Annotated in this window: 16 protein-coding genes; 5 read left to right on the top strand and 11 right to left on the bottom strand. The window is 62.9% G+C overall.

Annotated elements, in window-relative coordinates; translation table 11 throughout:
* Positions 1-19: 19 nt before the first annotated feature.
* From AAFO90_RS04670 to AAFO90_RS04655, 4 genes are read right to left on the bottom strand one after another with little or no spacing between them, the layout of a single operon-like run.
* Complete coding sequence (locus AAFO90_RS04670) at positions 20-211, bottom strand: twin-arginine translocation pathway signal protein (RefSeq protein ID WP_065273715.1); 192 nt, start codon at positions 209-211, stop codon at positions 20-22.
* Between the two features lie 59 nt (positions 212-270).
* The gene (locus AAFO90_RS04665; RefSeq protein ID WP_116560316.1) at positions 271-894 is read right to left on the bottom strand and encodes a molecular chaperone TorD family protein; all 624 of its coding nucleotides are present in this window, start codon (positions 892-894) and stop codon (positions 271-273) included.
* Between the two features lie 14 nt (positions 895-908).
* The gene (locus AAFO90_RS04660; RefSeq protein ID WP_347508668.1) at positions 909-1,598 is read right to left on the bottom strand and encodes a DUF3306 domain-containing protein; all 690 of its coding nucleotides are present in this window, start codon (positions 1,596-1,598) and stop codon (positions 909-911) included.
* The gene (locus AAFO90_RS04655) at positions 1,595-2,134 is read right to left on the bottom strand and encodes a DUF3305 domain-containing protein (protein ID WP_347508696.1); all 540 of its coding nucleotides are present in this window, start codon (positions 2,132-2,134) and stop codon (positions 1,595-1,597) included. The genes AAFO90_RS04660 and AAFO90_RS04655 overlap by 4 nt, the downstream gene beginning before the upstream one ends.
* A 374-nt stretch (positions 2,135-2,508) precedes the next feature.
* Between AAFO90_RS04655 and AAFO90_RS04650 the strand changes: the two genes are divergently transcribed.
* Positions 2,509-4,455, top strand: coding sequence for a 4Fe-4S binding protein (locus tag AAFO90_RS04650; RefSeq protein ID WP_347508667.1), 1,947 nt, complete (start codon positions 2,509-2,511; stop codon positions 4,453-4,455).
* Here the strand turns inward: AAFO90_RS04650 and AAFO90_RS04645 are convergent.
* Positions 4,449-5,333 (bottom strand): hypothetical protein, encoded by an 885-nt coding sequence (locus tag AAFO90_RS04645; protein WP_347508666.1) that lies wholly within the window; start codon positions 5,331-5,333, stop codon positions 4,449-4,451. The two genes, AAFO90_RS04650 and AAFO90_RS04645, sit on opposite strands and share 7 nt — an antisense overlap.
* A gap of 83 nt (positions 5,334-5,416) precedes the next feature.
* Here AAFO90_RS04645 and apbC point away from each other — a divergent pair, with 83 nt between their 5' ends.
* The 3 genes from apbC to AAFO90_RS04630 are packed head-to-tail and all read left to right on the top strand — an operon-like array spanning position 5,417 to position 7,676.
* Positions 5,417-6,484: an iron-sulfur cluster carrier protein ApbC gene (gene apbC, locus AAFO90_RS04640; protein ID WP_065272588.1), complete on the top strand. Its 1,068-nt coding sequence runs from the start codon at positions 5,417-5,419 to the stop codon at positions 6,482-6,484.
* Complete coding sequence (locus AAFO90_RS04635) at positions 6,481-7,197, top strand: DUF4444 domain-containing protein (RefSeq protein ID WP_347508665.1); 717 nt, start codon at positions 6,481-6,483, stop codon at positions 7,195-7,197. Before apbC ends, AAFO90_RS04635 begins: the two co-directional genes overlap by 4 nt.
* Positions 7,197-7,676 (top strand): DUF6505 family protein, encoded by a 480-nt coding sequence (locus AAFO90_RS04630; protein WP_065272586.1) that lies wholly within the window; start codon positions 7,197-7,199, stop codon positions 7,674-7,676. Before AAFO90_RS04635 ends, AAFO90_RS04630 begins: the two co-directional genes overlap by 1 nt.
* 92 nt (positions 7,677-7,768) lie before the next feature.
* Here the strand turns inward: AAFO90_RS04630 and AAFO90_RS04625 are convergent, their stop codons facing one another.
* Positions 7,769-8,233, bottom strand: coding sequence for an MAPEG family protein (locus tag AAFO90_RS04625; protein WP_347508664.1), 465 nt, complete (start codon positions 8,231-8,233; stop codon positions 7,769-7,771).
* 106 nt (positions 8,234-8,339) lie between these two features.
* On the opposite strand from AAFO90_RS04625, the gene AAFO90_RS04620 reads away from it, so the two are divergent.
* The gene (locus tag AAFO90_RS04620) at positions 8,340-8,924 is read left to right on the top strand and encodes a TetR/AcrR family transcriptional regulator (protein ID WP_347508663.1); all 585 of its coding nucleotides are present in this window, start codon (positions 8,340-8,342) and stop codon (positions 8,922-8,924) included.
* 179 nt (positions 8,925-9,103) lie between these two features.
* On the opposite strand, the gene AAFO90_RS04615 is transcribed toward AAFO90_RS04620, so the two are convergent.
* From AAFO90_RS04615 to phnC, 5 genes are all read right to left on the bottom strand, one after another.
* Complete coding sequence (locus AAFO90_RS04615; RefSeq protein WP_347508662.1) at positions 9,104-9,718, bottom strand: chloramphenicol acetyltransferase; 615 nt, start codon at positions 9,716-9,718, stop codon at positions 9,104-9,106.
* Between the two features lie 32 nt (positions 9,719-9,750).
* Positions 9,751-11,148 carry a phosphonate ABC transporter, permease protein PhnE gene (gene phnE / locus AAFO90_RS04610; RefSeq protein WP_347508660.1) on the bottom strand — a complete coding sequence of 466 codons (1,398 nt, stop codon included), beginning with the start codon at positions 11,146-11,148 and terminating at the stop codon, positions 9,751-9,753.
* Entirely contained in the window at positions 11,145-12,026 is an 882-nt protein-coding gene (gene phnE / locus AAFO90_RS04605; RefSeq protein WP_065272584.1) for a phosphonate ABC transporter, permease protein PhnE, read from the bottom strand. Before phnE (AAFO90_RS04605) ends, phnE (AAFO90_RS04610) begins: the two co-directional genes overlap by 4 nt.
* Before the next feature lie 138 nt (positions 12,027-12,164).
* Complete coding sequence (gene phnD, locus AAFO90_RS04600; protein WP_347508659.1) at positions 12,165-13,067, bottom strand: phosphonate ABC transporter substrate-binding protein; 903 nt, start codon at positions 13,065-13,067, stop codon at positions 12,165-12,167.
* Between the two features lie 69 nt (positions 13,068-13,136).
* Complete coding sequence (gene phnC, locus AAFO90_RS04595; RefSeq protein ID WP_347508658.1) at positions 13,137-13,961, bottom strand: phosphonate ABC transporter ATP-binding protein; 825 nt, start codon at positions 13,959-13,961, stop codon at positions 13,137-13,139.
* Positions 13,962-14,190 lie beyond the last annotated feature (229 nt).

Genomic DNA, 14,190 nt, shown 5'->3' with positions numbered 1-14,190 from the left:
ATGGGATGCATGCGGCGCGTTAGAACCGGACGCTTTCGTAATAGGCGCGGGTATGCGCGGTATCCTGCATCGTCTCCTTTGCAAGATCAGGTGCGGCGGCCTCGGCCTCGCCCCCGGTCGTCGCAACCGCCACCGCTGCCAGCGGCGCCGTGGTTGCGGCGATCTTCAGAAAGTCGCGGCGGCTCGATGCTGCCTCTGCTTTCTTGGTCATGTGAGTCTCTCCTCCTTGGTGATCGCTCACGGTTGTGGGGCGGACCTTGCCGCCCCGGCTCATGCGGATTTCTCCGCGCTCATCCGGAACCCTTCGGCCTCGATCTCCATGAACACCCGGCCGACAGCGCCGACCGAGGCATAGAGAACCGAGTTCTTTGCCTTCTCGAGATCCGAAAAAAAGTGACCGGCCCAGGGGCCGATATGGGTGTTGAAGAAGGTCTTCTGATCGGCCAGCGAGGCAGGTTCGCCAAAGCGGCCCGCGATCAGCGCCCCCATCATTTCCATCAGCGAGGCGATATTGTCTTCGGGCTCATAGACGTTCTGCGCCCGGGTCATGCCCCGCGCCGCCATGTCCCGGCGCAGCTGCGCCAGCGGTTTTTCATTCAGGAACCCGGTCAGGTAGTAGCTGGCATAGGGCAGCAGCTCCCCCCGGCCGAGGCCAATGAACAGCTTGTTGAACTCACGCTCCACCGCGGGCGGCTTCGACAGTTTGGCGATCTTGGCCAGCGCGTTGATCGCCACGCCCAGATCGGTGTCATCCCCCTGCAGACCAGCGGTCTGCCCCAGCAGGAACTCATCCGGCGGCGACGCCAGGATGAGACCCAGGAAATTATACAGATCCGCGCGCAGGCGGTCCTCTTCGCTTACCAACGGCGCTGCGGCATCAGCGGTGGCTGTCATGTCTTGCTCCTTGTTCATGCCGTGCCCCGGATTTGGCTCTGGCTTCCATCAAAGGAAAAGCGCATCCGGCGCGGCATCATGTTCCCGGGGGCAGTATCACCGCAATCCCCGCTCGGGTCAGCCTCGGTCTGCTGCTCTTGCCGGGTGGCGTTCCAGTCGTCGGCGGTCTGTGCAGGCCCGGCAGCGACGACCTCAGAGGTCTCCGCAGCGATGTCTGTGCCCTGCTCTTCGCTTTCTGCACCCTCTTCGGGTGCGCCTTCGGCGGGTGCAGCGGCGACTGCCGCTTCGGCCTCGGCCTTTTCTGCTGCCTGGCGGGCCAGCTCCTCGACGTGTTTAGTCATGCCTTTGCCCACCTGATAGGCGGTCTGCATGCCCTCCACGACCATGGCGCTGTCGGTGAAATCCTCACCGTAATCGACCAGCCCGTCGATATTGGCCAGCACCGGGTTCAGACGCCACAGGCGGCGCAGGGCGCGGGTGCGAATGCGGGCCGGAACCACGTCACGCAGGAAAACCTTGAAATCGTCGCCTTCCTCCAGCGTGTCGGGATCGGGCAATTCCAGCTCAGCCAGGATCTCTGCGTCGCTCTTTTCCTCCAGCGCCGCGTCGCGTTCTGCTGCCTCAACAGCAGCCTCTGCGCGGGCTTCGGCTGCGGCTTCGGCCTCTACGGCGGCCTTGCGGCGGGACCAGAAATCGCGGCTCATTGCAGGCGCCCCTTCTTGACCAGGGCGGGCGAGCGGTACACGTCGGTCAGCTGCGCGATGCGCGGATCGCCAATGCCATCCTCGGCCTCCCCCACGGTGCGCTTGTCACGGCGGCGTTTCTTGAATTCCTCTTCCTTGAAATGCGCCAGCGCGAATTCCCGCACCCAGGCCACAAGACCAGAGGGCATCGGCACCTTCTCCACCAGTTCCTCGCCGCTGTCGGCATAGTCCTGCGCCTCGTAAGGAGAGGCGGTGACCAGCGTCATTTCCAGCGGGCGGTCGGCATCATCGCTTTCGCGCATCACAACGTAGACACAGGGCGGTTCGGCGGTCAGCCCGTGCATATAGGCTTCGGCATCGGCGCGGTGCAGCTCCAGCGGCAGTGTCGCGGCGTGGAACTCGGCGGCTCCGTCTTCCTCGCGCAGCAATTGCCAATCTGCGGACCGGGCTGCGGGCAAGACGCCTGCCACCTTCCAAGACCATCGTGCCCAGCGGGTCACCCCCGGGGTCCGGCGAAGTACGATGCCAAGCGGCATCACGTCGGTCTTGTCCAAACTACGGCTCACTGGTTGCGCACCCTACATCTCCCTGCGTCGGACAAGTGTGCCGCAAGGTCACGCCTTCGTGAAAGCCTGCTCTGCGCCCGATCTGCAAATTTCCCGCAACCCGGACAAATTGGGGCAGACGCAGGGGGGCAGAGTTCCGCCTTGGTCGAATTGTCTATGTCGACAAAAATAATCGGAATACCGCTGTACACAAAACCACGCGAATCACCCCGGTATTTCGCGCCCCATCCGGGGCCTGCTGCGGGGTGCAAACCGGTTTACGTGGCTTCAGAATCATGCCTAATCTGTGGCCCGGATGGCGGTTATCCGCCCGTCACGCCAGCCCTGATGCAAGCGAGGAAAGAATGGCCAAGCAGTTGATTCTATGCGATTGTTCCGGATCTCAGGAGATCGATTCGGAGCGACTTTCCGACGTCACGGGATTGTCATGTTCAAAGATGCATTCGGCCCTTTGCACCAGCCAGACCGACAGCGTTGCCGCTGCAATCGGTGCCGGAGACGCGGTCATTTGCTGCACTCAGGAACAGCGCCTTTTCGAAGAGATCGCGGGCGAAATCGGTGCCCCCTCTCCGGCCTTCCTTGACCTCAGGGACAGGGCCGGATGGACCGCCGATGAGGGCGATTTGCTACCCAAAATGTCCGCCCTCGTGGCCGAGGCGGCGCTAGATACCTCGGCGGCCAAGACCGTCGATGTGGTGTCCGAGGGCCTGTGCCTGATCGTCGGCTCGGGCGATGTGGCGCTGGCCGCCGCCAAACGGTTGCAGGACAGTCTGGCCGTGACGGTGCTGCTGACCGGTGACGACGAACCGCCGATGAGCCGGGGCTTCGACGTGGTGCGGGGACAGCTGCGGCAGGCCTCTGGCGCGCTTGGCCAGTTTCAGGTCACCATCGACGCCTTGCAGCAGCTCGACACCACCGGCCGCAGCTGGAGCTGGACACCCCCCCGCGATGGTGGTCGCTCGGAATGCGATATCATTCTGGACCTGACCGGCGGCACCCCGCTGTTCCCGGCCCATGAAAAACGCGAAGGATACCTGCGCGCCGACCCCAAGGGCGTGCAGGCGGTGGCCGATGCAGTGCTGGAGGCCAGCCAACTGGTCGGCACCTTCGAAAAACCGCTCTACGTGCGCAGCGAACCGCTGCTCTGCGCCCATTCGCGTGCCAGCCAGACCGGCTGCACCAATTGTCTTGATGTCTGCCCTACCGGCGCCATCAGCCCCAATGGCGATCACGTCAGCATCGACCCGATGATCTGCGCCGGCTGCGGCGCCTGTGCCTCGCTTTGTCCCTCTGGCTCAATCACCTATGACGCGCCGCCCACCGATACGCTGATGCGCCGCATTCAGGTGCTGGCAAAGGCCTATCTCGATGCCGGGGGCAGCGCCCCGCGCCTCCTGGTGGTGAACGAACACGGCGCCGAGATGATCCGCCTTGCGGCCCGGTTCGGACGCGGGCTGCCTGCCGATGTGCTGCCGCTGGAGCTGGAGGCGATGAATACCTTTGGTCATGCCGAAATCCTCGCGGCACTGGCCGCCGGATTTGCCCATGTGTCGCTGCTGATGTCGCCCAAGGTGGACCGCGCAGTGCAGGAGCGTGAGCTGACCCTGGCCCAGGCCATCGCGGGCGACAAGGCCACGCTGCTGGACCTGAGCGACCCTGACGCGCTGAGCGATGTGCTGTTTGGCGCCGAAGTGCCCGCGCCGATAAATGAGCCGTTGCGCCCCATGGGCACCCGCCGCCAGATCACCCGTCAGGCCGCCCGCGCGCTGGCGCCTGAGGCCGACATGCTGCCCCTGCCGGATGATGCGCCCTATGGCGCGGTGCTGGTCGATACCGACAGCTGCACCCTGTGCCTGTCCTGCGTCTCCCTTTGCCCCTCCGGCGCGCTGGGGGACAATCCGGATCTGCCGCAGCTGCGGTTCCAAGAGGACGCCTGCCTGCAATGCGGCCTCTGCGCCAATGTCTGCCCTGAACAGGCGATCAGCTATGAACCGCGCCTGAACCTCCAGCCCGAAGCGCTAAGCCAGGTGGTGGTGCACGAAGAGGAACCCTTTGCCTGCGTCGAGTGCGGCACGCTGTTCGGGGTGAAATCCACCATCGAACGGATCACCGAAAAACTGGCCGGAAAACACGCGATGTTCGCCACCTCGGATGCGGCACGGATGATCCAGATGTGCGACGATTGCCGGGTCAACGCGCAGTTCCATCAGGAAAACAATCCCTTCGAAGGCAAGGAACGCCCGCGCGTGCGCACCACGGCCGATTACCTCAGCAAGCGCCGCGATCACTGATGTTGCAAGGGGGCTCCCAGATCTGCCGGGGTGAGGCTGGACACATAGGCCAGGATCGCCTCCAGTTCGTCCAGCGTCATGGCCACGGGCACGATGGGCGACGGGCGGTCCGCAGGGAAGGGCTCGGTCACATCGGCGACCTGGGTAAAGGAGGGGTGCGGGTTCAGCGCATAAAAGGCCTGAAACCTGTAGTCCCAATCCGGCAGCGCCCGCAGCACGAAAAAGGACGGCGTCGATCCGATATCGGTCATGCGCATGTCCTCGGCCACCGCGTGGCAGCGCCCGCATTTGCTGCGCGACAGATCCCGTCCCTTGGCTGCATCACCTTCGAACACGATTTCTTCCTCCACCTCGGCGGTGATCTGCGGCAAGGTGAACATCTGCACCCCATCCGGCGCATAGGCAGTGATCGTGCGTGCGCCCACGTCCGAGCCGAGCCAGTCGACAAACCGCGCCGTGCCCGGATGGGCGCCATCCAACACCTGCATGTGCCAGAGCGCGGCCGCATCCTGAAACACCGGCGTGCCCTCGGCCCTGTCCGAAAACGCGGCCTCGGCAGCCGCACCGGGCGTGACGAGTTCGATGCGCACCTGCGTTTTCAGGGAAAACCGCGGCAGCAGATGTTTCAGAAATCCGGTTTCGACCAGCGCCTGCGGCACCGCCAGCCGGACCAACCGATCCTCGGCCTGAACGGCACTGCCGACCGTCAGCAGCCAGAGCACAAGCACCGGGATCAACGCAGCCCGGCCCGCCGCCACAGTCCTGATCCGGTGCAGCAATGCAGGCACTCCTGCAAAACTGAGCGCTGCACGCACCCCGGAAAAATTGAGCGCTGCACGCTCTGGCCGGATCGGATAGAGAAAAGACAAACGGACCATTCGAAATGCTAGGGATCAACCTACATTTCAGTCAAGTGTTCCGTACACAGACGCAAACGAACCCACCAAAGGAGTAGACCGGCGTGTCCCTCACCCGTGAAACTGTCCTCGAGGCACTGAAGACCATCACCGACCCCGTCAGCGGCAGCGATATCGTCGCCGCCGGCATCGTGCGGGCCCTGAATATCGAAGACGGCGCCGTGCGTTTCGTGCTGGAAGTCGATCCGGCCCGCGCCGAGGCCTATGCACCCGTGCGCGACGCGGCAGAGGCGAAGGTCACCGCCCTTGCCGGGGTCGAGAAGGTATCGGCCCTGCTGACCGCCCATTCCACCAAGGCGCCGCCGCCCGATCTGAAACCGAAGAAAGCCGCCCAGCCGCAGGGACCGCAGAAGATCCCCGGCGTGGATCGCATCATCGCGGTCGCCTCGGGCAAGGGCGGCGTTGGCAAATCCACCGTCTCGGCGAACCTCGCCTGCGCGCTGGCTGCCGAAGGCCGCCGTGTCGGTCTGCTGGATGCGGATGTCTATGGCCCCTCGCAGCCGCGCATGCTGGGCGTGTCCGGCCGTCCCGCCAGCCCCGATGGCAAGACCATCCTGCCGATGCGCAACCACGGCGTCACCATGATGTCCATCGGCCTGATGACAAACGAGGATCAGGCCGTGGTCTGGCGCGGTCCGATGCTGATGGGTGCGCTGCAGCAGATGATGATGCAGGTGCAATGGGGCGCGCTGGATGTGCTGATCGTGGACCTGCCGCCGGGCACCGGCGATGTGCAGATGACCCTGGCGCAGAAGGCCCATGTGGATGGCGCCATCGTGGTCTCCACCCCGCAGGACGTTGCCCTGATCGACGCCCGCAAGGGTATCGACATGTTCAAACAGCTGCACGTGCCGATCGTCGGGCTGATCGAAAACATGTCCACCCATATCTGCTCCAACTGCGGCCATGAGGAACATATTTTTGGCCATGGGGGCGTCGCCGCCGAAGCCAAGAAGCTGAACGTGCCGCTTTTGGCCGAAATCCCGCTGCATCTGGACGTGCGCCTTGCCGCTGATGGCGGCGCGCCGGTGGTGGTCAGCAAACCTGACAGCCCGCAGGCCAAGGCATTCCAGGAGGTGGCACTCGGTCTTATCCAACGGGGCGCCGCATGAGCGAGGCCACCCCTACCCTGTCCTTTCCACCGCTGATGTCCGGCGAGGCGGTGACCGGCCCTGAGGACCCGTTCGAGACCGCCTGCAAACGGGCGGTCCTGGGCTGTGATGCCGGTCTGGTGGTCTATAATCTGGCGCATGATACCCTGCGCGCGGCGCTGGTCTTTGCCCCCGAGGTACCTCTGTCGCAAGCGATGGCGATGCTGCCGACCTGCGGCGTCGGTTTTCAGAACGCGCTTGGCGCGCTGGCCCCGCCTGAGGTCGCGGTGCATCTGGACTGGGGCGGCGCGATCCGCATCAACGGCGCCCGCTGCGGTCGCTTGCGCGCCGCCGCCAGCACCAGCGATCCGGCGGAAGAGCCCGACTGGCTGGTGATCGGGCTGGAGCTGCCGCTCTGGCCCAAAGACGAGGATGGCGGCGCCGCGCCCGAAGACACCGCGCTTTATGCCGAAGGCTGCGCCGATGTGGAGGCGCCTGCGCTCGTCGAAAGCTGGGCCCGCCACTGCCTGCACTGGATCACCCGCTGGGAAGAGGACGGCTCCAAACCGCTGCACGAAGAATGGCGTGGCCTCGCCCATGGTATCGGCGAAGAGACCCGGCAGAATGACCTCAGCGGCACCTTCCTTGGCATTGACGAGGATTTCGGCATGCTGCTGCGCGACGGCGACACCACCCATCTGATCCCCCTGACAACGCTTCTGGAGACCCCGTGATGCAACTGGCCCGCGCCATCCATTTCGACGAGAGCGATCAAAACGTCTTTGCTAGCCCGGCCCGCACCGGCGAATGGTGCATCTCGGGCGGTTTCGAGTTTTCCAACTGGGGCGAGGCGGATCTGACCGGCAAGCAGCGCCAGGCCTTTTCCAATGGCTGGATGGGGCTGGAAACCGGCGGGCGGGTGACCTTCGTCGCGGTGACCAAGATCGAAGAGGCCGAGTTGGAAACCCTGACCGATCTTCTGGCGCATCATTTTGTCAGCTACTACGGCGCGCCGGATGTGGCCGCCGCCCGCCCCGTGGCTGCCGAGGAGATCGCCCACATGGCCGACCTCTGCGCCGATCACGCGCCCAACACCCTGCTGACGGTGATGCGAGAGCTGACCGATGCGGGCGTGCGCGAAAGCTACCGGATGATCGAGGCGCAATCGGCAGGCCTGGAACAATTCGCCATCCACGGTGATATCGAGGGCTGAGGCGAAGCCCTCCCGCCCGTCGCCGGATCATGTGCATGATCCGCTCCCGTTAGGCCGGGCGCCGCTGACGCGGCGCGGGTGAACGCGTGTGCCTACGTGATCGCGACCCAGAGCACATGGCACGCCATGTAAATGACGATTAGGGACCCGACGGTGTAGAATGTCGCCCGGATTTCATGGGATTGCTTCGTCGTATAGGCCCAGAAGTGCGCCAGCCGCGCCGCAACAAAACCATACATCAGGACATGCGCCAGCCAGACAGAAGGGCCGATTGCCACAAACAGAAGGCCTGCCGCCCAGAAGGCCGGTATGTTTTCTAGGTCATTCCGGTGCATCCGACGGGATCGGTCAACGTATTCATTGACGTCCAGTTGCGACGGATCGGGAGCTGTATTGATGAGCCCTTTTTGAAGGTCTTCGGGACTCGCCCAGCCCGCCCTGACTTTCATCATTCGATGAACTGTCATCCAACCCTGCGCCATAACCTTGAGCACCAGGAGCGCAGCGGCAATCACATAGGTGACGAAGACCGGATTTTCCAAAGTGAGTGCGGTCATCTTTCGGCTCCCCGTATGGCGCCTTTGGTTGGCAAAGGTTCTCACCCTTCCTTACCATTGGTAAACAAAGTATCTTACCATTGGTAAGCAGTCAAGAATCGTGTCGATGCCGCACAAGAATACAAGTGATCAGATTTTGGAAACCGCTCGCGACCTGTTGGCATCCGAAGGTCTGGCGGCGGTATCGTTCGATGCGATAGCCCGTCGTCTGGGGTGCACGAAACAAGCGGTACTCTACTGGTATCCAAGCAAGCATGACCTGCTCGCCGCGATGTTTCTTCCGTGGCTTGAGGCTGAAGCGGAGACCGCAATACAGTCGGTGTCCGGGACCACGAAGCGCGATGAGGCCGTCGATGCATTTGTCAGAGCCATCGCCGAATTTCATTTTGAGGACCTCGAGCGATTTCGGATGATGTACCTGTTGCCGCAGACCATCAAGCAAAGCGTCAAAGCCTCTCACGATGCTGCGCTGCTAGACAGGATTCACCCTGTGACCGACAGGATGTATGGCGCCCTTGCGGATAGGCTGGACAGCGATGCAAAAGGCGTGCGTCAGGAAGCCCTGGCGATACACTCGGCGGTACTGGGATTGCTGCTCATGTTCGGACTTGCCGACAGTGTGAGAGATCCTTTGAAACACAACGCATCCGAGATGGTCAGCGCGTTGATCGCGTCTCTTCGATCCACATGAAAAACGGTGCCGTATGCATCGTGATCTCCGCCGTGCTCAAACCCGCCCAACACACTTTGCAAAAGTCTACAACGCCACCCTAATATCCCCGGCGCCGCGCAAGCGGCGCCCGGCCCAACCGGGTCGGCCCTTCTCACAGAAGGGCCAGACACGGGCGGGAGCACCCCGCCCCTCCACAATCAGGCGTATTTTTCGAGGAACTCTTCGGCCCGCAGTGCGCGGAAATCGGGCAAAGCGGCCCTCAGGGTGGTATTGTCCCAGTCCCACCAGGCAAGATCCATCATCGCTTCGGCCACTGGTTCAGGGTAGCGACGGCGGATCAGGCGGGCAGTGTTACCGCCGACGATGGTGTAGGGCGCAACATCCTTGGTTACGACCGAACCTGACGCCACAACCGCGCCGTGGCCGATGGTGACCTCGGGCTTGATCATCGCGCCGTGGCCGATCCAGGTGTCGTGGCCGATATGGGCCATGCGGCTGGCGCGATGGGCGAACCAGTCGGCGTCCGCCTCCGCATCATCCCAGTAATCGGCTGAGCGATAGAGGAAGTGATGCAATGACGCCTTCTCCATCGGGTGATCCGTCGCCCCGATGCGGGTGAAGCTGGCGATATTGGCGAACTTCCCCACCTCGGCATTGGCGATGTCGCAGGTGCGGTCGCAATAGCTGTAATCGCCAAATCGGCTGTTCGCGATACGGCTGCCTGCGCCGATCTCCACATAGGCGCCAAAGGCACTGCCGGTGATCTGGCAATCGGGATGAATGAACGGCTGATCTGCCTGAAGGCGGGCCATGGTCTTTATTCCTGTTCCGGTTTCTTGCGCGCTCAGGGCAACACGAAGGGCATGTTCTTCTTCTCGCCCTTCTTCGCCTTGCCCCGTCGCGGCTTGCCGGGATCGCCCTGGATCAGGCGGCGGCGCAACATGCCCGAGAACCAGTCCATCAGCATCACCATCACGATGATCAGCACGATGTAATAGGCCACCTCTTCCCAGTCCTTCTGGGTGATGATCGCCTGTGTCAGCAACAGACCTATACCGCCGCCGGTGATGGCGCCGATGATCGTGGCGCTGCGAGTGTTGGATTCAAGAAAGTAGAGCAGCTGCGACAGGAGAACCGGGGTCACCTGCGGGATTACCCCGAACCGATAGCGCTGCACCGGTTTGGCACCGGTCGAGGCCACGCCTTCGATCTGCTTTTCATCGACATTCTCCAGCGCCTCCGAAAAGATCTTGCCGAAGGTGCCGGTATCGGTCACCAGGATCGCCAGGGCACCTGTCAGGGGGCCGGGTCCGAATGCGCGCGCCAGAACCACGGTCCAGATCAGGCTGTCCACCCCGCGCACGAAATCGAACAGGCGGCGGGTGGCAAAGCGCAGGGTGCGGATCGGCATAAAGTTGCGGGTTGCAAGGAAGGCCAGCGGCAACGCCACGATGCCCGCACCGATGGTGCCGAGGAAGGCCATAAGCAGCGTTTCCCCAATGGCCCAGGCCACATCCTGATGGCGCCACATCTTGTTGGTCCAGAAATCGTTGAAGATCGCGCCTGCCTCACCCGAGGCCGCCCGCCCCAACAGCGCAGAGGCGCTCATCCCGTGATAGGGGCTGTCGAGGGTGAAGAAGAACAGCTCCCAGCCGGTGAAATAGCGGAACACTTCGGAGCGGTTGCGGGTCACTGTCAGTCGGCCTGCGTCGGTTTTGATCGCCAGACGGTTCTTCGAGGAGCTGATCCAGTCCGGTACATCGCCTGCGGGAAACTCGGCCTGCACCCCGGCGCTTCGGCTGGGGGTGGCGCGCACGGTGCCGTAGCCGGGAATGTCATATTCCACAGTTTCAGGTCCAAAGCGCACGGTATGGCCGTTTTCCAGATAGATCACCGTGGTTTCGCCAAGGCTCACCCAATCCGGCGCCTCGCCTTCGGGATAGCTGCCCTTACGCTCACCTTCGATAGCGACCGAGACAGAGGCATCGCGGTTGTCGCGGGTCACATGTGTCTTGTAGCTGTAGCTGTCGCTGACCAGCGTGCGGGCGTTTTCAAGACTGGCACGCGCCCACAGGCCCGGCACGTCAAAGGCGAAAAAGACATAGGCCATATAGACCAGCACCACCAGCGGCACCGCAAAGGCCATCAGCTTCTTGGTGCGGAACAGCCCCGCCATCTCCTGCTTCAGCGCGGCGGCGTCACGGCGCGCGCCTGCACCCGGGTTCACATCCAGAGTCGTCATTGTTTGGCTCCATTGATCAGCCGGTCACGCAGCTTGCCAGAGATCTGATCGACCACGACGATGGTGACGAACAGGAGGATAAAGATGGCTGCGGCCTCGTCGTAGCGGCCCTTGCCCCAGGACATGGCGTTCTTCAGCTCGTAGCCGATGCCGCCCGCACCGACGAAGCCAAGGATCGCCGACGCGCGAATGTTGATTTCAAACCGCAGCAGCGCATAGCTGACGTAGTTCGGCCCCACCTGCGGGATGACCCCCAGCCACATGCGCTGCGCCCAGGTGGCCCCGACCGAGGACAGGCCTTCGACCGGTTTCAAAGAGGCGTTTTCGTTCACCTCGGAAAACAGCTTGCCCAATGCGCCCGCCGTGTGGATGGCGATGGCGATCATGGCAGGCACCGGGCCACCGCCCAAAAGGAAGATCAGCACCAGCGCGATGACGATTTCCGGGATCGCCCGGCAGATATCCATCACCCGGCGAAAAACCGGGATCAGCGACGGCCAGAGCGCCATGCCGCGTGTCGCCAGGAGCGACAGAAGCGTGCCGAAGATGGCACCGATCAGGGTAGAGGCCGCCGCGATATTCAGCGTCTCGACCAGCGCCGGGAAAAAATGCACCACCTGGCCGGGCAGCTCTGTCACCTTCTCGGCAGCTTCGCTCAGCACCTCGGCCGGGTAGTCGAAAATTCGGGTAAACCCATCAGCAAAGGACCCGGCATTGCGGTCATCTGCGGTGCGGAACCCGGCCACCATCATGGCAACAAAGACGATCAGAAGGATCGACCCGTAAAGACGCTTGCGCCGGGTGAGGTCGACATATTCGGCGCGGATGGCCTCGGTCGAGGAGGCACCGGAAGGCGGGGCCGCGGTCAGATCTGCCATGGGGATGTCCTGGGGAATATTGGGGGGATATTGGTGTTCGGATGGGCCTCTGATCGCAGGGGCGCCCCTGCAAGGGCGCGCGTCAGAGGAATACGGGGCCCGGCACAAAGACCGGACCCCGCCGCGTTGGTCCTAAAATCAGTTGGACTTCAATTTGCGTGCTTCGATGATCACTTCGTAAGCGTCGTGGGTGATCGGCATGAAGCCTTTGGCTTCACCCGCGGCCACACCGTAGAAGCAATCTGCATCCATGGATTTGAGGCTTGCCATCAGGCCGGTCATCTTGACCTTGACGTTTTCGGGCAGGTCCTTGCGCAGAACAACGGGGCCTTCCGGGATCGGCTTGGACTGCCAGATTTTGACCAGGTCGTTCATGTCGACGAGACCGGCATCAACCGCCTTGCGCAGGGCGCCGGAGTTGTAGCCGTCTTCCCAGTTGCCCAGGCCGTCGGCCCAGGTCACACCGGCGTCGATATCGCCGTTGTTGACCGCAACGATGGTCTGCTCGTGACCGCCGGTAAACTTCACTTCACCAAAGTAGTCGCCCGAGGTCATGCTGGCGCCGGTGGCCTGCGGGATCTCGATCGAGGGGATCAGGAAGCCGGAGGTGGAGTTCGGGTCACCAAAGCCGAAGACCTTGCCCTTGACGTCTTCCAGAGCCGCGATGCCGCTGTCCTTGCGGGCAAAACCAACCGAGTAGTAGCCGTAGCCACCGTCGTTGTTCACTTTCACCAGGATCGGCTCAACCGCTTCGGGGTCGGACAGGAAGGTCTTGGCATAGCCAGAGGCGCCCAGCCAGGCCATGTCGATGGTACCGCCCAGCAGACCCTGGATCACGCCGTTATAATCAGCGGGGGCGAACAGCTTGGTTTCGACGCCCAGCAGATCTTCGGTCTTGGCGCGCAGGCACTCGTTGTTGTTCATGCGGTCCTGGGCGTTTTCACCGCCAAGGATGCCGATGCGGAATTCCTGAATGTCCTCGGCCATGACCGGTGTGGTCAGGGCAGTTGTCATCAGGGCGGCAGCAATCAGCTTTTTCATCTCTAGGTCACTCCGGTTTGGTTTGGGCCCAAAGCCTTGTGACTTTGGGATGATGAAAGAGGGTGAAGATCAGAGCGCGGCGGCCTCGGCCTCGCGGATGGGGCCATCGGTACGCGTCAGCGTTTCGATCTCGGTGGATGTGGCGGCTTCAGAGAAGTTGGCGCCGGCGCCGTAGATCTCGCGGGCAACGCCGGTGGTCAGCTGCTCGGGTAGCCCGTCAAAGACGATGCGCCCGTCGCGCATGCCCACCACCCGATCGCAATAGCGGCGCGCGGTATCGAGCGTATGCAGGTTGGCGATGACGGTGCGCCCGTCTTCTTCGTGGATGCGGCGCAGCGCCTCCATCACGGTCTGGGCATTCATCGGATCAAGCGAGGCAATGGGCTCATCCGCCAGGATGATCTTCGGGTCCTGCATCAGGGCGCGGGCGATGGCGACGCGCTGCTGCTGCCCGCCCGACAAGGCCTCGGCCCGCTTGGCCGCGTGTTCGGCAATGCCCAGACGGTCCAGAATGTCGATCGCCCGGTGGATGTCTTCCATCGGATAAAGGTTGAACATGGTCGCCAGCGCCGAGCGGCGGTTGAGCGTGCCATGCAGCACGTTCGACACCACATCCATGCGCGGCACCAGGTTGAACTGCTGAAAGATCATCGCGCAGTCCGACTGCCAGGCGCGCTTCTCACGCCCTTTCAGCCGGGTCACATCGCGCCCTTCGAACAGGATCTGCCCTTCACTGGCATCGCCCAAACGGTTGATCATGCGCAGCAGGGTCGATTTGCCCGCACCGGACCGGCCAATGATGCCGATCATGCACGGCTTGTCGATGTCCAGCGTCGCGGTATCCACCGCGGTCTTGTCGCCAAAGCGTTTGGTGAGTTTTTCTATGCGCAGCACAATCGGCCCCCGTTCGTTTCCGGGACTGCCTAACGGTGCTCCTCAAATCATTTGTGTAATCGCGGTGAATTATTTGTAACGCGGACTGCCCCGCGGTGCTAAAACCGTCATGCTCGCGTCACAGAGCGCACCAAGGGCCACGGGCCACAGGGCAACGGGGGGAAATAGCGGGCAAGGACAAACTGCCCCCTGTAAACCGCGCCCGCGCCGGTCTATATGCGCAGAAGAC

Source organism: Phaeobacter sp. CAU 1743 (assembly GCF_039839315.1).
In the GTDB taxonomy this organism is placed as follows: Bacteria; Pseudomonadota; Alphaproteobacteria; order Rhodobacterales; family Rhodobacteraceae; genus Phycobacter; species Phycobacter gallaeciensis_A.
This window is presented reverse-complemented; position numbering and strand designations above follow the sequence as displayed.